A 19,594-nucleotide genomic window follows, 5' to 3' on the forward strand; every position below is an offset into this window, starting at 1 on the left:
CCCTCTTTTCGCGCTTGCGGAGCGAGAACTAAAGTTCTCACTACAAACAAAGTCCTATAAAGATTAAGTATTATCAGGCTTCACTGGCAAAACGAGGTACAGGTTTTGGGGGGTTTCTTGCACTACTCTGATGTCTAAGTTTTCTGCTAGATTAATTCCTAGTAGTTTCGCGATCGCGTCTTTGGGGTGGCTGAGTAGCTCTTGCCGGAAAGACTCATTTTCCCAAGCTTGGGCAATCAGTTCGGCGGCTAAGTCTTTGCGAGTTTTGGGTGTTGGTTCTGTCATGTCGGTTTCTTGTCTCCAGGACAAATGATGCACAAACTCAAACGATTCGGTCCCATAACGGTGAACATACTGCCTCCAGCGACTAAGTCTAACTCCTCATCCGATAAATCTTGGTCGGTCAATTCATCGGGATTAGTGGGTAACACTATATAAATAAGATTAGGGGTTTCTTCAAGTACGGTAACTTGCAGGTCTTCAGGAAGTTTATTTCCTAATTCTGCCTCAATAACTGCCTTGGGATTGGACAGCAGCGCTTGTCGAAACGCCTCATCCTGCCACGCCCTTTCAATTAATTGGGCTTCCAAGTCTTTGAAATTGTCAAAATCATTCTCTATCATAGTTAGACCATCGCTAATATCATTATCCACGCCTACTTGATTTTATGCTCATTTCTCCAGGCTTTGGGGGTTGTTTTGTGAAGTTTTTTAAATTGACGGATGAAATGCTCTGTACTCTGATAACCCACTTCTATAGCAATCTGATTGACTGATTTTTTGGTTTTAAGTAGCAACAGGCGTGCCTCTGCCATTCGGTATTCTGTAATCCACTGGAGAACAGTTCGTCCGGTTTCTTGCTGTACTAAATTGGTCAAATAGGCACCGGAGTAACCAACCGCTTGAGCCACGTCTCGCAAACTAATCGGATTTCGATGGTTGGCTTCGATGAAACTGAAGACTTTAGTCAGGGAAGGTCGGGATTTAGTGGGTAAGTCTTGGTTTTGTGCGTCCTCAGTCGTGAACTCCTGGGCTAAATTTGACAGATTCAGCGCCTGATTGAGTTCTGCCTCTACCTGCTTACGCTTGGTGATGTCGAAGAAACAGGCAAGAAAAAGATTTTGGTCGTTATCTGACAGGGTTTGGATGGACAAGTCTATCCAAATGGATCTCCCGTCTCCTCGTTTGACTTGCAGTTCGTAGTGATGAATGTAGCCATTTTGGCGGAAAAGATTCTGTAAGACTTTTTGGTCAGCGGGATTGTCAAGGAAGTCGGTCGCGTTACGACCCATTAATTCCTCAGCAGACAACGCTAACAGGGAATTGGAGGGTGTTTTGGCATAGCTCTGGTTCACGTAAAGGATAAGTCCCTGTGGCGCACTGGCAATGATGACGGGCAAGGGAAGAGCTTCGGCAACAGTGCGAAACTGTGCTTCACTGTCGTGTAAAGCGGCTATAGCTTCTTTGTAGGCGGTGATGTCAGTCTGGAATCCCACCATATGGTAGAGTTTGCCCTGAGAGTCTCGAACCACACGCCCCTGAGAGCGAATCCAACGATAGCTTCCATCTCTGTGCAAAATCCGGTGTTCATTCTTGAACTGAGGGGTACGTTCGGCTAAATGCGCTGTGAGTTCTGCCCTTACTTTTTCAATGTCATCAGGATGTATGCGGTGTAACCACTCAATCGGACTGTCGCCGATTTCAGATTGTTGGTAGCCCAGCATGGCTTTCCAAGCAGGGGAAAAGTAAATTGTGTTGGTTTGCAAATTCCAGTCCCACAATCCATCACCAATTTCAATTAGGGGGTGATTTTGTTGTTTTCTATTCTGACAAAATAACTGGGAATGAAGGGTTTTGGATACAGCAACTGAAGGTGTTGACCGCTTCACATCTAGGAGGTCAGGCTGACGGAGGAGTTCGGGGGGCAGAGACTTGTTTACCACTGCGCTTATGGCGAAACGTTAATCTTGAGCCTACTACGCCTATTCTCTTCTGTAAATATATTGATGCAATACATAGATATCGGTGTTGTAAAATTTTTGATGGGTAATAAAAGCCGAAGAGTTTAGATTGTCAATGCCCCGATAAAGTCCTAGGTCATCAGAATTAATCTGATTCACTAAAAAGTCGTTATAGTTCTTAACAAAATTTCTGCGATCGCGGCTTTGGGGTTGCTCGTCAACTTTTCACGAGCCAGGAGAAGATATACAATCGTTAGACGCGAATAATAAATAATCAATGATCTTGTAGGATGCGTTAGCGATCGCGTAACGCATCCTACAACTCCTTTCTCAATTTTAGGACTTACGCAAAGCCTCTATGTGTAGTGTCGTGGCACACCTAAAATGGTAGATTAGAATTGTAGGGGCGCAAGGCTTGCGCCCGGTTTCACCGCAAAATCTATTCCACAATTTTAGCTGTGTCACGCCGCCATCGTGTGAAAACGCCCAAAATCAACAGTACCTGGTATTGTCAACATGAAAGTTACGCAATGGCTGCTATAGCAACCGTTATAGCTGTTAGGACACATCATTTATTTTATGTAGAGACGTTGCATGCAACGTCTCTACAATCATCGTGACGAAAGTCCTATTAAAGAGACCAGTTTGCCTTTACTAAAGCGTTTAGGATTGGTATAATAAAAAATTATAGTTTTTTGAAGAGCTTATTGGTTATTAGCTGCCGCTGTGTGCTGCTGTAACCACTCTACAAATGCCTCACGCCCTAACTTGCCTGATGCTATTGCCAAAACAATACTCTCCTGTTCATCTACAGCAGCACTAATTTCTATCCCATTTAAAATTAGAAAAGTTTCTAATGCGGCATGACCTGTACGTTTGTTCCCATCCACAAAAGGATGGTTCATGATGATAGAAAACCCTAATGCTGCTGCTTTCTCAAGCAAACTGGGGTATAGTTCTTCTCCACTAAAAGTCATTCGAGGTTGAGCGATCGCTGACTCCAACAACCCGACATCTCGGATACCTAATGCTCCACCGGATTGCTCAATGACTCTACGATGTAGTTCTAACACCTCGATTAACGTCAGAAAACGCATTATGCTAAGCGCCGATACAATTCAGCATTTTTGGTCAGCACATAATTGGCTGCATCAACAAACTCGCTCCTTTGAGAATTGAGCCAATCCTCTAAGCTTGCCTTCAATAGAACTTCGAGCGCAATTCCATGCACTCTTGCCAAATCTCGTAACTTTTGCAATTGGCTATCTGAAAGATCAATGGTAATGGAAGCCACGCGATCTCCCTCCTAGTATTTCTGAGTCAAGTTTAACCTTCACAAATGATCTTGTAGGATGCGTTAGCGATCGCGTAACGCATCACAAGCTTGTCTCAACTCATTCATCCCAACCCTCCATAGACTCGCATGAATTCTCCCTTCACTCCCCAATCAATCGGGTAAACACCTTGTTCTACATATCGGTGAAAACTCGAATATTCCCAATCTACGACTCGATGACATAGACTATGGTGTACGGGATTGTAATGGATATAATCAAAATGCCGTTCAAAATCAGCATCATCCCGAATCAAATGTTCCCAAAATCGCCGTTGCCAAAGATTACTCTCTCCGCGCTTCTGGCGTGATTTACTTCGGCTTGCCTGTAATTGCAAATCAGAAGCCCCATGCTTGGTGACATAGCTTTTAATCAACCGCCAACGAGTTGCATAGTTACTATCATTGGCTGGTAAAGTCCAGATGCAATGAATATGCTCAGGTAACAAAACAATCGCATCAATCTGAAATGGGTATTTTTGACGCACCTTGAGGAATGCGGCTCGAAGTAAGAAACGGCTAATATCCTGACACAGCCAAGGTTGTCTGTGGTGCGTAACCTGAGTAAAAAAGTAGGTCCCGCCTTCAATCTTATTTCTCCGGTAGTTGGTCATGGAAAGATACCGATTGTATTCAGGCAATTATAATCGATTTTGTGCGTGGGCTGATTGAGAATAATGATGCGTTACGCTATCGCTAACGCATCCTACAAGCTGCTTTCCAGCCTCTTCAAGAAAGGAAATAACCTGTGCTTTTGTCACGGTTGGAAATCCATCCAAAAAATCGTTAATGGATTCGCCTGCCTTGAGATAGTCGAGAAATGTCTGCACAGGAACCCTGGTTCCGGCAAAAACTGGAGTCCCCCCCATAACTTCAGGAGATATGCTAATAATCTGGGAGTCCTTAAGCATAGAGTCTTGCCCTCTAAATGTCATTCTTATATAGTTTAACAATTATGGTGAGATAAAACTTCCTGAAGTAGTGCCAAGCTAGGTAGGTAGCACAAACCGTGATTATCCGACGTAGTATGGAAATATTTTAGTTGTAACGTTTATCAGCCTCAGACTGAATCTCAAACTCTGGAATCTGCTGGAGTCGAGTTTCACTCAAATTGTACTGTTCGCAAATTACACTGATTCGAGGCTGTGAACTTTTGACCTGATTAACTGAATGCTCTAAATTGCCGCGAAAGAAAAGCATGGTGTTGGTTTGCGGCTGAATTTGTACGACTTGGTCTTCGCCAGTTTCTAGCAGCAGTTCTCCCCCTTGTAGATCATGCGGTACTTGGACGTAGAGGACACTCACAAGATTTGGAATTGTTAACTTCCTGCTATATAAGGAAATGCTACAGTCAACGTGTGGCTCTACACAGGTTCCGCCCTCTAGTACCAATGGATTGAGATAAAAGGTATTACATTCTTGCATTAGGGCAGCCTTCAAATAGGGTTCAAAAAACGGTAAATTGCGTTCAACTTCACTGATGCCTGAGCGTTTAAAGATTACCGAGAATCCCTTTGTTCCTAAAAAGCTGTTGCTGAGTTGATTGGCTGCTAAATAAGGGGAAGAAATGATCTGCGAACGCAAGTCGTTCAGGTACTCAATTGGAAAGACGTTGCGCTTTCGTATATAACATTTAGTCAGAGTTGTTTCTATTTATGTCTCTGTGCGGAATTATGGCGAATGTATTAAGCTATCTTGGAGATCATAATGCACATTACTATCTACAGTGCTGGCGAAGATAGTCTCTGTTTCCATTGGAACTTAAAACTTTTTGAAGGAAGCTGTTTGATGTATTCATGATGAGCGGGAAGAGCATTTTTTAAAGCATCTGCGTAATTTTTTAACGCTAAAAAATTTTGCTCCACTTCATTGTCATCGTAATAGTCTAAAATTGGCAAACTATGTTTGGGGAAATGACCCATGCCAGCTAAAATACAAGTGTAGGAGTAGTCAGGAAATAATTTTGCAATTTTCTGTCTACAGATAATAGTCGGATTGTCTGGCCATGTAAGCTGCCATAGTTTTAATTTTTCCTTTAATGACTCTGGGATAGCCGGATGATACTTATTAGCTTGCCAAAAAGGGGTGTCTTCTCTCTTAGTTAAGCAATAGTGCATCACAATAAAATCGCGTATTTCCTCATATTGTTCTCTCATAATCCGATTATAATTTTCAATGCAGTTTGGTTGAAATAGCCGATCCGGAAAATTATGAAGTAAATTCTCTAATCCAGCTTCAATTAAATATATTCCTGTAGATTCCAAGGGTTCAATAAATCCACTGCTCAACCCGATACTAATACAATTCTTCACCCAAGCATTCCGGGTTCGTCCCACCCTCATTTTTATATGTTTGGCTTCTAGGTGAAGCGACTTTTCACCTAAGTGTTGCCTAAATTCTGCCTCGGCGTCTGCTTTCGAGATAAAGGCACTTGAGTACACATATCCATTGCCACTTCTTCCCACTAAAGGAGTATTCCATGCCCATCCTGAACTTAATGCAGTTGCGGTTGTGTAAGGGTTGATTCCCCCATTGCGAGTATCATATTCATCCTCAGCGTCGTATGCCATCGGTATAGCAATGGCGTTGTCACAAAATAGCGAGTCGGAATAAGAGATAAAAGGTTCCTGTAGTGCTTGATTAATTAGCAGTCCTTTAAATCCAGAACAATCTATAAATAAATCACCGTAAATATTACCATTATTTTCAGTTGTTAAGTGACTGATAAACCCTTTCTCATTTAAGGAAACATCTAACACATTATCGACAATGTGTTTAACGGATTCAGACTTGGCTTTTCGTTTTAAATAATTAGCTAATAGTCCGGCATCTAGATGATAGGCATATTCAATAGACCGTAACTTAGGATTGCCGTCAGTTTTAGGAGACTTTTTAGCCGCACACAAATGCACAGATTCAAAACAACTGTAGTCAAAAGGTTCAGGATTGCCCTGTAACTTCCTTTTGAGCCAATAATGAGATATGGGAATTCTTAATTCCTTAGTTAACGAGCCTTGACGCAAAGGATCCCAAAATATATCTTCACCACCAAAGGGATGCCAAAATACATTTTGATCTGGCTGACCAGACCAATTAACAAATTTTATCCCCAGCTTAAAAGTAGCGTTACACTCGATCATCCAATCAGGTTCGGGGATTCCCAAAAAATCTGATAATGTATAAATAAGGGTCGGCAGAGTAGCTTCTCCAACGCCAACTGTACAAATATCTGATGATTCTATCAAAGTAATGGTACAGGGATTACCCCCACTTTTGTTTAAAGCCTTGCTGAGATAAGCAGCAGATAACCAGCCAGATGTGCCGCCGCCAACGATAACGATGTTTTGAATTCTGTTTGGATTTTGCCCGACGATAGTTGATGTCATAGCTAATAGCAATTAACTAAATAATGAATCCTGTCATTTTACAATGATATTGTTCCTAAAGATATTACCTTTTTCAAAGGTATGTTTTTTCATTGTTTTCCCATAGAATTAATAACTTGTGTCAAACCATTCACTTCTAAAATCGTATCGACCAGGAGCCAGTATATTATTTGGATCGAGTCCCCGTTTCAATGTGCTGATTAATTTTCCATAGTCGTCTTGTGTGGGCGGTAAAGAGTTCATAGATTGAATACCTAAGCGGTAAGGAATGTAACCCTCTTGTATCAGACTATGAAGAATTTTGTCATGACATTCCATGGCACGTTGATCTTCACCCGCTACGTCTCTGTCGTAAATAATTGCTATAAATACATGAATGCTTCGTCCTGATGGAAAGCTTAGTCCTAGATTCGGTTCAAAACGATAAGAATCAAAGATTGATTCAATGATTTTAATCGCCAGTAAAAATTGCTCTCCATCAAAGGGTAAAACTGGACAAAGCCAGATAACACCACACCCATCTCTATCTGGGTTCATCGGTGAAGGAATTGGCGTTTTTTTTCTCCAGTAAGTACTTGAAATATTTTCGTCGCTGGGAACACCGATGAATGTATTTTCCTTGAAAGCGTCACTATCTTCATCACTAAAAATTAGTTGATCGACTTTACCTTCTAATGCCTGCTCAATCAACTTTCGTTCTGCCAAACCTTGTTCTCGACTGGCAGAGTATAAGGTTCCATTCCCAAACCAAGGCTCAGCACCTTTTAATTGCTTCAACGATAGAGGCGTTTGACCTAACATTTTTTTCCAAGGATACCGCCCCTCAGCCGCTAGAATTTTGTAGCAATTCCAAAGACTGAAACTATTAGTCTTGATCGTTCCTTGCAACACGAGAGATTGAACGGCATCAATGAGTTGATCAATACGAGAAGCATCAATAATAGTACAGGTAAAAAGCTGGGGGTACTTGGGAATTGGCATCAGCCACATCGTCATTCGGGTGACTATGCCAAGGTTAGACTGGGTGAATATACCATCAAAATAAGGTCCAACTCCCCAACGGCTAATTTTTGCGGCTTTGGCATTTGCAAAACGTCCGAATCCACTATGAACGCATTCTCCGGTTGGCAAAATCACCTCAAGTTCACAAACGTGGTCAAGTCTGTCTCCATGGGGACCGAATCCATCTCCCCTCTCTAAAGTATTTCCGATCAAACTAGCATCAGGGGAACCTCCGATTACCGATAGAAACAAGTTCGATTTTTGTTCGCGCAGGTAATCATACGCTTGGCGAAACGTCACTCCAGGTTCTACGGTGATATAAGCTAATTTCTCGTTATAGTCTACAATTTGATTGAGCCGACTCAAATCCAAAATTACACAATTATCTTGGACAGGCACCCGTGAACCTAGTCCCCAATTCTTGCCACAGCTAATCGGATAAATTGGCGTTTGGTATTCATTGGCAATTCTGACGCATTCTTGAACTTCTGCACGATTACCAGGTCGAATCAAGGCAAGAACACGCTGCTTTGTTGCAAATGTTGCCGTTTGGGCAGCCGAGACGGTTGCTGTGTCCGTTAATACATTCTCTGTACTCAGGATATTTCGCCAAGCATCCAGCGCTTTTACTATCATTTGTCTCCTGTCTTGAAAATAAGTTGAAGGTTAAAAGGTTGAAGGTTAAGAATTTACATTCCTTTGTTGTGAGCGCAGCTCATGATGCCTAGCTTGATAATGCGGTACTCGGATTTCTCATAAGTATCGCCATCTGGGGAACCCGACAAATATCTGTAGCCAGGACTTATGAAATTGGTATTAGAACCTAGCCAGAACAGAAATAATGTACGGTGGAAGCGCGGCAGCCATGATTCTATCTTCCTTTTATTACCAGCCTCCTTTTATTTCCAGACTCCATTTCCCTTGACCTCCTTTGACTTGAAAATCAACCTTTTTAAAATCAACCTTTTGGGTATTTATTACCCAGTTTTTAAACCACCCACCAGCCACGGCTTCCAACTCATCGTCGCTCAACTCAATCTCTGGTGGGAGATCATCATATTTTTGCATCGCAGTTAAGGCAGAAGACAGTTCCTCTGCTGTGACGTTCAAGCCCAGTTCCGATTCGGCAATCCGGGCGACTTCTTCTGGATCTTCTATCGCAGTGAGTCGCTCCCTTAAATCTGGATCTTTATCGAGAGTTTTAAAAAAATTAATTACAGCTTCTTTAGACATAGTAGCCTCCTATTTTCTTTGCCTGAAGTCTTGAGCATGATAGAGAAAGTTGCACCGCGTTCCTATTTCGACAATGCGGTGGCAAATGCATCACTCTATTCCCAATTTCAAGTCCCTACCTATTTGAGAGTGCAAATCTCAATTTAATCTCAAATTTCAAGGGGTGTTTAAAAATGGGCAGCAAACACGACAGGAGTATGCCACCCATGATCAAGAATTTTGCCTACAAAGGCACGGTATTTTTGAGCGCCACAGTCGGAGCTAGTTGGATTCGACGTGTTAGCATTCAACCCCAAATCCAAAATTAACAGTACCTGGGGCGTGTCAACATGAAAGTTACGCAATGGCTGCTAAATTTCATCCAGACTTTTAGGTCAGAACCCAGAAGATACGAAAGGGTGTATGAGGAAAGGTAGGAGTATCGTCCTTTTATCCTTCTCTTACCAACCTCTTCCACCTCTTCTTTTTACCTTAATTACGAAAACACCACCAGCCACGGATTCCAACTCCTCCTCGTTCAACTCGCCCTCTGGCGATGCGCCCTCACGGTTCTCAATTGAAGCTACGGCAGAGGTCAGTTCCTCTGCTGTGACGTTCAATCCCAGTTCCGATTCAGCAATCCGGGCGACTTCTGCTACATCTTCTATAGCAGTGAGTCGCTCCCTTAAATCTGAATCTTTCTCCATGGTTTGAAAAAGTTCAAGTACAGCTTCTTTAGACATATTAGACTCCACTATTTTTGTCTGAATAATCTAACTTTAACAAGTGTTTAGCGGAATGAGTTGATTTATTTTTCGCTATTTATTGATTTTTTTGTTTTTGGTTTTTCCCGTTATAGCTACATCAAAATGACAAATTTAATTGTAGAGACGCGCTATGGCGCATCTCTACATAAATGATGTGTTATAACAGCTATGGCGGTTGCTATAAAACTTGATGGATTCATGTCAGTTACGCTTCGCTCTCCCCACCCTACAAATAGGGGCTTTGCGTAAATCCTATGAGCTTAAACCCATAAACTCTTGCAGCTTTGCTAAAATACTTGAGCAGTTTGGTAAATGCGGTTAAGCTGGGGGAGCTAGTTCTTGAGGAATCCCCAGGATAAACTTAATTCCTGCGTCGGCTTTAAGAGTACATCTCCAATTTTAATCATGGGATTCTTTCTCTTAATTGATTCAGAGCCATCTCTGTTAGGAATGCTCCATTTTTCTAGTTCTAAATCCAGAGCCTTTTCTGAATAAATGTTCTGCTGATTTGCCGAAAATATAAAGCTAAGGGGATCTTCTAGAACTTCTTCTATAAGTTCTGTAGAAGTAGGATACGTAATGCCAACAGAAGTCACCGAGTAAACTTTATGATATCTCCGATAATAACCTCCTTGCATATACTCCTGACTTAGAGTGCCATTGAGAAGCCCGTAAAAACCTGAAGCTGTAATGTAAGTAAAAAAGTTAGCCAGAGGATTATATCCCTTATAACTTTGAAGATTTTTATCGGAGAAGTCAAAGACCCACTGTTGGCTGCCATCAGGAAATGTTACTTCTAATTGATAAATAACTTTCCATTTTCGATGTTCTATAAATAAAGATCCCCAATTCTCTGTTATGAATTTAGGCAGCTTCAAACAAATTTCTTTTTCAACTTCTTTTTTCAAAAAATCTACATCATAATCTTGGGGATTATTATCTTTTAATTCAGCGTCCAACTTCACGGGCGAAAATGCTAAGCTTTCCCGGTTATCTGCTACCTGCCTGACATACTCGCACATTTTCGGCAAATGATAGAATTTACTGTCAGTAAATGTTAGGATATCTCCTGGATCGAGGGGAAAGACATTTTGCCCTATTTCTGGACAGACAGATTTGACATCCTGACAGAACTGTTCGCGGGTGACTGGAAATACAATCTGGTTTAGCCAAGATGAACAATTAACATGCTTGAAGCCATTAGCTCCAGGTGCAATTGCTTTCGGTTGAATCAAACTGATAGTGTAAAGCAGTTGATTGTAGATTGCGTAGGGAAAAGATATACTTTTATTAAACTGATAGCCATCTTCTAACATAGGTTGCCACGTTGCCAGGAAAAAATCTATTTTTGAATAGCGAGATAAGACAAATTGAATTGTTTTCGGACTCAGTATCGTATCTACTTGATTCCAAAAAACACCTGATTCATCAGCAAATATCATACCATACTCAGGCACACGGTTCTCTGAACGGGTTGCCAACAAAGTTGTCGAACCAATTTTAACTTCATTGAAGTCTTTTAAGGTATAAATTTGAGAATACCCTAGTTGTCGAAGGTAATTTTCTATCAATTTATCCCTGGGAATCAAAACATCGACTGTTTTAGGAAGATAGGCAAGAGACCGAATATCAAAGTGGTCGAGATGTTTATGAGATATGACGAGAAAGTCGAACTCTGGAATCTGTTCATGAATGACTTCCCGCTTAGGATATACTTCATTCGTTCCTCCATAAAAGGGATCCCAAAGCACCGGGTCCATCAAAATTCGACAATCCTTCGTCTTGACGAAGATAGAAGCATGACCAATCATGTGAATTTCCATAGTTTATTTCCTTGTTTTCAATGTATTATTTGGGCTTATACATTAAGTAATTATTACCGATGATGCATTCGTAGAGACGTAATGCGTGGAACGTCTCCACCCGTGTATTTGTCCTAACAGATGTGTCTATTGCTATAGCATTAAACCCCAAATCCAAAATCAACAGTACCTGGGGCGTGTCAACATGAAACTAAATTTCATCCAGACTGTTAGGTCGGAACCGAGCAGAGACGAAAGGGTCTATGAGGAAAGGCAGGAGTATCGTCCTTTTATCCTTCTCTTACCAACGCCTACCAGCCACGGCAGGGAGGCCAACGGCGAGGGCGAGGGATACAGCGCCCACCAGCTACTGCTTCCAACTCCTCCTCGTTCAACTCGTCCTTTGGCGATTCGTCCTCACTGTTCTGAATTGAAGCTACGGCAGAGATCAGTTCCTCTGCTGTGACGTTCAAGCCCAGTTCCGATTCCGCAATCCGGGCGACTTCTGCTGGATCTTCTATGGCAGTGAGTCGCTGGCTTAAATCTGGATCTTTATCCATGGTTTCAAACAAATTAAATACCGCTTCTTCGGACATATTAGACTCCATTGTTTTTGTCTGAATGTTCTAAGTCTAACAAGTTGTTGGCGGAATTAGTTGATTTATTTTTCGCTATTTATTGATTTTTTTTGTTTTTGTCTTCTCCGGTTATAGCTACATCACCATGATAAATTTACAAGCACATCAAGCCGCAGGCTTTGCGTAAGTCCTATAATATAGCTGAAATAAGGGTAATGCTATTCCCCTTAATTAAATACACATTAGCTGACTAATTCCACAGCAACACCGAAGGCAGTAAATCGGGATGCGCTAATCTCAAAAATTGGTAACCAATCCCGGCGGTGCCTTGAAAAAAACCAGGATTGTAAACGTCTTGAGGAAACTGGGGAAATAGATGAAACCCTCCCACTTGTTTTGCCCGTCTCACTATCCAGTTAGCTTGCTTTTTAACAATTTCTACTAAATCAGGGCGCAACAATTTTTGTGCCGCGACTAGCAGTACCTCCATCCGACCACAATTTCCACAGCAGGGGTGGTCTATATTTTGCCAGTTAAACTGTAGGGTAGTATCTAAGGCGATCGCAATCTCGGCTCGGATGTCTGCTGTATCCAAACTAACTAAACTTCCCAAACGCGCTAAACCAATGCCAGGAGCGCCATGACACCAGCTGGTCATATAGGTGGGCTTGCCATCAATCAGGGCATAAGACCGCAAGTCGGGCCAATTTCCCTGAGTGGGGGAAAACAGATGCCGTTCGTAAGCGATCGCATCCTCAGCGGCTTCCCGAAAAACAACCTCTTGAGTCACTTCGTACAAGCGCAGTAAGGCATAGGCAATACCCGCCGCACCGTGGGAAAATCCTGTTAATGGTTTTTCGGCTCCAGTTGCCCAAGTTTTGCAACCCGTTTCGCTGATCACCCGATGATTGAGCAGATGCTCACCACAGTTCGTGGCTTGAGCTAAAATACCCGAATCAGCCGTTACCTGATACAACGTGAGTAAGCCGAGAATCGCTCCCGCCGCTCCAGCCACAAGGTCAAACTGCTGATCAGCCGCAATGCGATCGCGTGTGATTAAACAAGCGGCTTGTTTGGCATCTGCCAACAGAGTTCTATCCTCTAGAAACTGACTGATTCGCACCAATGAGTAAACAATAGACCCCAATCCCGCAGCACCCCCAATACCCAGTCTGGTAAGCTTTTGCCGCGACTCAGCGTCAGAATCCGGCAAAATCCGGCGCAGGGGTTGTAACGCTCCCAGGCACAAATCACGCCACTGATTATCGCCAGTTATTTTCGTCAATGCGCCTAAGAATAAGGCGATTCCAGAGCAACCGTCATATAAACTATTCCCGATTGGCTGGAGTTGAAAACGATTGACTTGGGGTAAGAAACCGAGTCCAATCCAGGTAGCACTACCGTCATCAGCTTGAATGGCTCGTCGCTGCAACTCTTGGGCGATGTGTATTGCCTGCTGCACCGATTCTTGCTCAGAAATGGGGGAAATGTCATCATCTAGAACAGAGGTGGCAGCTGACTTTTCACCCCATTTAGAAGAATCGATATCAAACCTAACCCGAATGCCACTGACTTTAGAGTTTGTAGTAAGCGCTTTAGCGCTTCTGGCACTAAAGTGCCTACTACGAACTTTTATATCAGAGGTGGCAGTACCTACTTCACCAGCGGCGCTTCTGGCACTAAAGTGCCTACTACGAACTTTTATATCAGAGGCGGCGGTACCTACTTCACCAGCGACGAATAAATATAAAGAACTCCGGATGATGGCAACTTGTTCAGCTAAGTCATCCTGATTCAGGCGCTGGAAATTAGCAATCATCTGGGTATAACTGGGTTGTGCGAAGCATGGCACTTCACTTTTCACAACTGGCAAAGCATCGCTATCTGAATCGGCGGCAAAATAAGGGATATCTAACTGTTCCAGCGCCTGTAGTTCTGCCTTGAGAATCCTCCACCAAGGATGCTTTAAATCAGTCCCCAGAAAAGCTCTGCACAGAACCTCCAGTTCAATACTGTGATCTACACCATCCCGCAGATATTGAGGATGCAGGGATTTTTGCAGTACAGACGCATAAACTTGGGTAGGACGAAATAGACAACGCACTCGCTGATGGGATAAAGCTGACAGAGGGCCATCAGTCGCCAGGAGTGCCTCCCGGTGTGCGACCAAAAACCGATACTTATGCTCAAATCCATCCACGAGTTCGTTAACATACTCGTTTGGGGCTTGTATAATCCCTGCCAGGGAGGGTGCATTGGTTTGACTTGACAGTTTGGCAGTTTCATGAGTTAAAACCATGCGATCGGTGTTAATGTTCTCCCACTTCGGTATCTGATCGGATGTTTCCTGATTGCCAAATCCTGCCAAGCCACTTAGGTCATAAGCGGTTCGTTTATCTGACCCCAGATGCCAATGGGGTAATAAACCCGTCCCCATCACGGAATCCATCAATCGCCGCTGCGCCAGGGATACAGCCTCGGCTCCCTCTTTCCTGGCTTGACCTGCAATTTCCTGGAATGGGTGCTGCATTAACGTTTCCAAATCCACCAAAACGGGGTGTTCACCCCAGGCAATTAAGTTTTCATGGTGGCAGTCATTTGCGCCCAAAACATAGAGAAAACATAGCAATTGACCTGCACGCTGGTAATAGCGTTTGATTTCTGCTGGGTTTTGACCAGGCAAATATTCGACAAACTCCACCCAACCATAGGTGGCGCGATTTAGGACGTTGAGTAATTTATAGGGTTGTAGAGATGGGAAATGTGGCGACTGGATAAAATGCTGATTACACCAGTTCAGGAGGTTAAAATAAGCGACATCCAAGCCTAAGTCTTTAGGTTTATATATCAGTTTCAAACCTGAGGCAAAGCTCACCTCCATCACCGAGCGTCCCTGATTGTGAGGATCACTTTTACAGGGGTTGATGCTATTGACTTGACCTAATTCCATGTCTGGCTGGAATGTTTGCTGAATAGTTGACCAGTCTGCTGTTAATCGCTGGATAAATTCCCCTGTGGCATCTACCCAAAAGTCTGTTACCGTTGCTACTAATCGAGCCAAGACGGGGTAGTCTTGAAAAAATGCCAGTAGTCCCCCATTTTTGAGCATCTGTTGGATAAATGCTCGATAATGAGTTTTGGTATAACTATTTTGTGATTGTTCCAGTAATCGAGATAGAGCGGATTGTCGCTTCGCCCGAAATGCTGAGAATTTCAATTCCATTGAGGATGAACACAGACTGGATAGTGAGACTAAAAGACTCCGCTCAAGATCGGCACAAGCTGCTGCTGTCAAGTTAGGGGAACTATCGCCAGTTAGGGCAGTTAATTTATCTCTGGCAACTTGAATAAAGGGCAGAAAAGTTTCTTCAAATGGAATGGGATTTTGGGGGTTGAGAAAGCTAGAGGATTTTCCCGGTTCTAGGACATCGGTCAAGAAACCGGGTTTCTTTGGGTGAAAGGTTGATATGGCGTTGTCATCCTCACTCTTAACCCGGTTTCTAGGAATACTTGAGGGACGCTTTAGGGTTTCTATTGAAATTGATGGGGCGGCTTCAATGCCGGCTTGGAAGGTTTCTACCCAGTCGGGTAAATTCTGAGTACCGCTGAGGGAAACATGACCCAGAAAACGGCTAACGGTGCTGAGATTTATGTTATCCCAAGCAAGCCGCTTCTGAAATTTTTCTAGGTCTCCTTGTGCAGCCGTTTGACACCACTTTTCAAGTCGGGATTTAATACGAATATCTGAATCAGAAGGATTACTGGATATTTCACCAGTGGCTAAACGATCTGTAAGGCTGCAAGCCTGCTCGACAATTCTAACCAGTTCTGGTTGCAAATTGGTCATTGGTCAAAACACTGATTTCACTGATTTATTGGAGAGATAGGGTTAGGGAAGTGAGAGCTTTTTGACACGGATTACACCGAAAAATTAGTGGCAAAGGTGCGTTAGCGAAGCGTAACGCACGATGGCGCCGTGACCAAACTAAAATGGTGCAATAGATTTGGTTCGTAGTCAGGGCTTTAGCCCTCTCCAGCTAGGGGTCGCGAGATAAAGTTCTCACTACAAACAAAGTCCTATTTTAGCTGGGTCATGCCACTACTGCCGTGACCCAGCTAAATTGTGAGTTTAGAAAAAGGCTAAAATAGTTATTCATCGTACCTAACTAATAATAAACCAGCTAGGCGATAATGAATTGATGGATTTTTCTATCTTAATTGATAGATGTTTATTTGTGTTTTTGGCAAGGCGATCGCGTCTCATCGACCAAAGAATTTTTTGAGTCCCCCCACAGTCTTGGGTTTCTCATAGATATGATCCACAATCCCGCGTATTTCTTTGGAGATATAATGGTCTGGGTAACGCAGGCAGAACAAGTCGCTGCTCTGTAACTCCATCATTTCTTCACAGTTAGGCAAAACTCCTGCTACCGTTGCATTATAGGTTGTTTCTACTTGTTGCCGGACTGAGTTGAGATCGAACTTCTGCGGTACTCTGTTAACCACTAGAAGTAGCTTAGCGACGTTCAACTTACGAGCCACATCGACGGTTACAGCCGTTCCTTGGAAGTCTTGACGATCGGGACGCAAAATGATCAGCAGGATGTTGGAGATTGTCACGGACAGTAGGGTTTCTTCGTTAATTCCAGGATGAGTATCAATAAATAAGTAGTCTAGCTCTAGGGAGCTCACTAGCTTTTTAAACCCATTATTGAGCAAGGCGACGTTGTATCCCTCACGCAGGATACGGCTAATTTCACCGATATTCATGCTGGATGGAATCAAAAACAATTTGCCCTGATTCTTGGTTACTTCAGGAGGACTGACATCATAAGCCGCCTCTTCAACCCCGCAGCGATTCCACAGGTAATCATTCAGGGTTCGCTTTATCTTGGTTTGGTCTATGCCAAAAAGAACGTGAATTCCTGGCGACTGGATATCCGTATCGATAATCCCTACCCGTAGTCCCTGGCTGGCTGTGGTAACCGCTACATTGGCAGTGGTGTTCGATTTCCCAGTTCCACCTCGAAATGAATGAACAGAGACAATTTTCGACATAACGCTCCTTTAACTCTCTCCTTTTGGGGTCTATTGCTTAAGTTTTGATGGGCAGCACAACTATAAAGTTCTATCTAATCGCCTAATTCAACTAACTAACCCATCAAAATCAATATGGTCTAGAATTGATTGATTTTTTGTTTCACAGCATTTATCTAAAAATTATCGCACAGTTAGGCGTCTATGTGTTAATAATATAATCAAGATGTTCAACAATTTCCCAGCATCGAATCGAACAAGAATAAATTTTTAGGGCGGTTGGACTAGAACAAGTGGCTACCGACCCTGAGTTTGAGTTGGCACGCCCAAACAAGCCCTTTTGTCCAAAAAGCAACTAAAAGGGTAACCAGCACTGTAGCGGTGCAACCAACAAAAATTAACCGTGTAAGAGGTCTGATATAAAAGTGGTAAGTAATAAGTTATCTTTACATCGCATAGCACTCTTGGCGTTATTTGTAGAGCTATTGACGACGAGTAGTTTCCCAATGCTGGCTCAGGGGCGATCGCTCAATCAAGAGGAGCTTGCTTCCTGGAAAATTAGCACTCCTGCAACCCACTTTCCTGAGCATGAGGTAGAGAAGTCTTCGACTCTCCACGCTCAATCAATACGGTTTCCCCGTACAGGAAAACCTCGTCGTCAAACCGAATCAGGGGGAGTGCGAGGAAGCATCTCAGTAATATCAAACAGCTGTGGCAACTCTACCGATGAAAAGATGGTCGCTTTGCTGCCTCCAACAGAGCCAGTGCGAACTGTGGCAGAACATCCCACGATTTTGGTGTCTCTCCCTGAAAATACCGCCAAGGAAGCCTTGTTTTACCTGAAAGAGGCTGGCAAGGATGACATAATTTATGAAACAACTGTTACGCTTCCGGGTGATTCCGGAATTGTTAGCGTCCCACTCCCAGATGACGGCACGTTGCCAGCGTTAGAGGTGGGAAAGATGTATACTTGGCATTTCTTTGTGATTTGTCAAGATATGACCAATGAGCCTTATGTTGAGGGACAGATAGAACGGGTTGAACCTAGCCCAAACTTGGTGGCTGAGTTGGAAAATGCGTCACCCCGCGATCGCGCCGCCATTTATGCGGAAGCCGGGATTTGGTATGACTGCCTCAATAGCCTCGCTCAGCTACGTCGTTCTGCTCCCAATGATACTGCGATCGCGTCGGATTGGGCAGATCTGTTGGAGTCTGTTGAACTAGATACAATTTCCCAAAAACCTTTGATTTCTGCTATAACACCAGTAGAGACGCGCCATGGCGCGTCTCTACAATGGTGAATCCCCTAATTAATTTTGATGGCTAACTCGGCTTATTGTTGCCATTAGTCCTTGTTCTTGGAGTCACCGTTTAACGCTCTCTTTTTTAGCAGGAGGCGCACTGTTTCAGCGCTGATGCTCTCTACCAACTGGAGTTGTACTAACTTTTCAGCAAGCAATTGCGTTGTCCAACAGTCCTTTCCAGGTGGCGGATTACTGGAAGCGGTAGCGATTAAGAACTCTTCGGCTTTTCTGTCTAATTTCTTAACAGCCCCTGGACGAGGGCATTCGTTTAAAGCAAAGTCTAAACCTCCCTTCACAAATTTCTTACGGGTGCGCTCTACTGTTGCCACCCCCAAGTGCAGCATAGTGGCGATTTCTTCGTCTTTATGTCCAGCATCCGTTAGGAGTAAGATTTGGGCGCGGCGTAGCTTTCGGGCTGATATCTTGCCTTTTTTTGTCAGTTTGATTAGCTCTTGCTTTTCAGTTTGGCTTAATTGGACTCGGTGTTTTTGAATCATCACTGCTAATTGGCACAGACTCTATAGATAAAACGGCGATTTGAGGACTGGAAAGCGATTTCATCACCCATCCAATTCATTTTGCTATATCTGTAGGATAAACATAATTTTTATAGAATACATTACACTTATCTGCCAATTTGATTGCATAAACCAACAAGGTACTTTGCACAATTCAGCCATCAAGATTGCAGAAAACTACATACTCTCAGTGGAGCATCGGACTCGCTATTATAGAACTTACGCAAAGCCTCTATTCGTAGGGTGTGTTAGCGTAGCGTAACGCACCTTTCCCACTTTAAGTGGTGTCGCTGCGTAAGTCCTATATTATATGGGGTTGGCGTGTTGCCCTTTCCCCATATTTAGGGGGTAACACGCCACAGTAGTACAAAAAAACACATCATTTAGACGTTCCGCCGGAACGTCTCTACAACGTGGGAGACTATAAGCTGTCATGCATTTAAATTGGGTATTAGTAGCGAGCAAGATGCTCGCACTACAAGGATTTCACCATTATTGACATTAAGGTTTAAATGCCGAACAGCTTATAGACGTTTTTCACTTTCAATTGCCGGGTGAACTAATCAGGCTATTGTTCTATTCAGTCATCAAAATTAATTTGGAAAGTTACTCTATTTATGCCTGAATTTAAAACACGACTGACTTCATTAGTCATCAAAAATAATTTGCACAATTGTTGTCGTACTAATTTTAAA

17 protein-coding genes and 1 pseudogene are annotated in these 19,594 nt (G+C 43.1%); 1 reads left to right on the plus strand and 17 read right to left on the minus strand.

Annotated features, from left to right (window positions below; genetic code table 11):
- Nucleotides 1–63: 63 nt before the first annotated feature.
- From RIM23_RS08280 to RIM23_RS08355, 16 genes and pseudogenes are all read right to left on the minus strand, one after another.
- Nucleotides 64–285: an NHLP leader peptide family RiPP precursor gene (locus RIM23_RS08280; RefSeq protein ID WP_446366113.1), complete on the minus strand. Its 222-nt coding sequence runs from the start codon at nt 283–285 to the stop codon at nt 64–66.
- Nucleotides 282–623, minus strand: coding sequence for an NHLP leader peptide family RiPP precursor (locus RIM23_RS08285; protein WP_446366115.1), 342 nt, complete (start codon nt 621–623; stop codon nt 282–284). Before RIM23_RS08285 ends, RIM23_RS08280 begins: the two co-directional genes overlap by 4 nt.
- A 32-nt stretch (nt 624–655) precedes the next feature.
- On the minus strand, nt 656–1,888 hold the full coding sequence (locus RIM23_RS08290; protein ID WP_446366117.1) for a PAS domain S-box protein: 1,233 nt from the start codon (nt 1,886–1,888) through the stop codon (nt 656–658).
- Nucleotides 1,889–2,664: 776 nt separating this feature from the next.
- A complete protein-coding gene (locus tag RIM23_RS08295) occupies nt 2,665–3,060 on the minus strand; it encodes a type II toxin-antitoxin system death-on-curing family toxin (RefSeq protein ID WP_446366181.1) in 396 nt (131 codons plus the stop codon).
- On the minus strand, nt 3,057–3,254 hold the full coding sequence (locus RIM23_RS08300) for a DNA-binding protein (RefSeq protein ID WP_446366119.1): 198 nt from the start codon (nt 3,252–3,254) through the stop codon (nt 3,057–3,059). Before RIM23_RS08300 ends, RIM23_RS08295 begins: the two co-directional genes overlap by 4 nt.
- A 104-nt stretch (nt 3,255–3,358) precedes the next feature.
- On the minus strand, nt 3,359–3,907 hold the full coding sequence (locus RIM23_RS08305; RefSeq protein ID WP_446366121.1) for an REP-associated tyrosine transposase: 549 nt from the start codon (nt 3,905–3,907) through the stop codon (nt 3,359–3,361).
- An 81-nt stretch (nt 3,908–3,988) separates the two neighbouring features.
- Nucleotides 3,989–4,204: pseudogene (locus tag RIM23_RS08310) on the minus strand (DUF433 domain-containing protein); the annotation flags it as partial.
- Between the two features lie 127 nt (nt 4,205–4,331).
- Entirely contained in the window at nt 4,332–4,718 is a 387-nt protein-coding gene (locus RIM23_RS08315) for a 2OG-Fe(II) oxygenase (protein ID WP_446366183.1), read from the minus strand.
- Nucleotides 4,719–5,014: 296 nt separating this feature from the next.
- Entirely contained in the window at nt 5,015–6,679 is a 1,665-nt protein-coding gene (locus tag RIM23_RS08320) for a tryptophan halogenase family protein (RefSeq protein WP_446366123.1), read from the minus strand.
- Nucleotides 6,680–6,787: 108 nt separating this feature from the next.
- Nucleotides 6,788–8,317: an FAD-binding oxidoreductase gene (locus RIM23_RS08325; protein WP_446366125.1), complete on the minus strand. Its 1,530-nt coding sequence runs from the start codon at nt 8,315–8,317 to the stop codon at nt 6,788–6,790.
- A gap of 249 nt (nt 8,318–8,566) precedes the next feature.
- On the minus strand, nt 8,567–8,914 hold the full coding sequence (locus RIM23_RS08330) for a Nif11-like leader peptide family RiPP precursor (RefSeq protein WP_446343590.1): 348 nt from the start codon (nt 8,912–8,914) through the stop codon (nt 8,567–8,569).
- Between the two features lie 440 nt (nt 8,915–9,354).
- Nucleotides 9,355–9,636, minus strand: a complete 282-nt coding sequence (locus RIM23_RS08335) for a Nif11-like leader peptide family natural product precursor (RefSeq protein ID WP_446366127.1) — start codon at nt 9,634–9,636, stop codon at nt 9,355–9,357.
- Between the two features lie 356 nt (nt 9,637–9,992).
- Nucleotides 9,993–11,483: an MBL fold metallo-hydrolase gene (locus tag RIM23_RS08340; RefSeq protein WP_446366129.1), complete on the minus strand. Its 1,491-nt coding sequence runs from the start codon at nt 11,481–11,483 to the stop codon at nt 9,993–9,995.
- Nucleotides 11,484–11,773: 290 nt separating this feature from the next.
- Entirely contained in the window at nt 11,774–12,070 is a 297-nt protein-coding gene (locus tag RIM23_RS08345) for a Nif11-like leader peptide family RiPP precursor (RefSeq protein WP_446366131.1), read from the minus strand.
- A 220-nt stretch (nt 12,071–12,290) separates the two neighbouring features.
- The gene (locus RIM23_RS08350) at nt 12,291–15,887 is read right to left on the minus strand and encodes a type 2 lanthipeptide synthetase LanM family protein (protein ID WP_446366133.1); all 3,597 of its coding nucleotides are present in this window, start codon (nt 15,885–15,887) and stop codon (nt 12,291–12,293) included.
- Nucleotides 15,888–16,300: 413 nt separating this feature from the next.
- Nucleotides 16,301–17,098 carry a MinD/ParA family ATP-binding protein gene (locus tag RIM23_RS08355; protein WP_446366135.1) on the minus strand — a complete coding sequence of 266 codons (798 nt, stop codon included), beginning with the start codon at nt 17,096–17,098 and terminating at the stop codon, nt 16,301–16,303.
- Nucleotides 17,099–17,502: 404 nt separating this feature from the next.
- On the opposite strand from RIM23_RS08355, the gene RIM23_RS08360 reads away from it, so the two are divergent.
- Complete coding sequence (locus RIM23_RS08360; RefSeq protein ID WP_446366137.1) at nt 17,503–18,378, plus strand: DUF928 domain-containing protein; 876 nt, start codon at nt 17,503–17,505, stop codon at nt 18,376–18,378.
- A 44-nt stretch (nt 18,379–18,422) separates the two neighbouring features.
- Here the strand turns inward: RIM23_RS08360 and RIM23_RS08365 are convergent, their stop codons facing one another.
- Nucleotides 18,423–18,878 (minus strand): helix-turn-helix domain-containing protein, encoded by a 456-nt coding sequence (locus RIM23_RS08365; RefSeq protein WP_446366139.1) that lies wholly within the window; start codon nt 18,876–18,878, stop codon nt 18,423–18,425.
- Between the last annotated feature and the right edge of the window lie 716 nt (nt 18,879–19,594).

The sequence above is a fragment of the Coleofasciculus sp. G3-WIS-01 genome (assembly GCF_040223135.1).
GTDB lineage: Bacteria > Cyanobacteriota > Cyanobacteriia > Cyanobacteriales > Coleofasciculaceae > Coleofasciculus.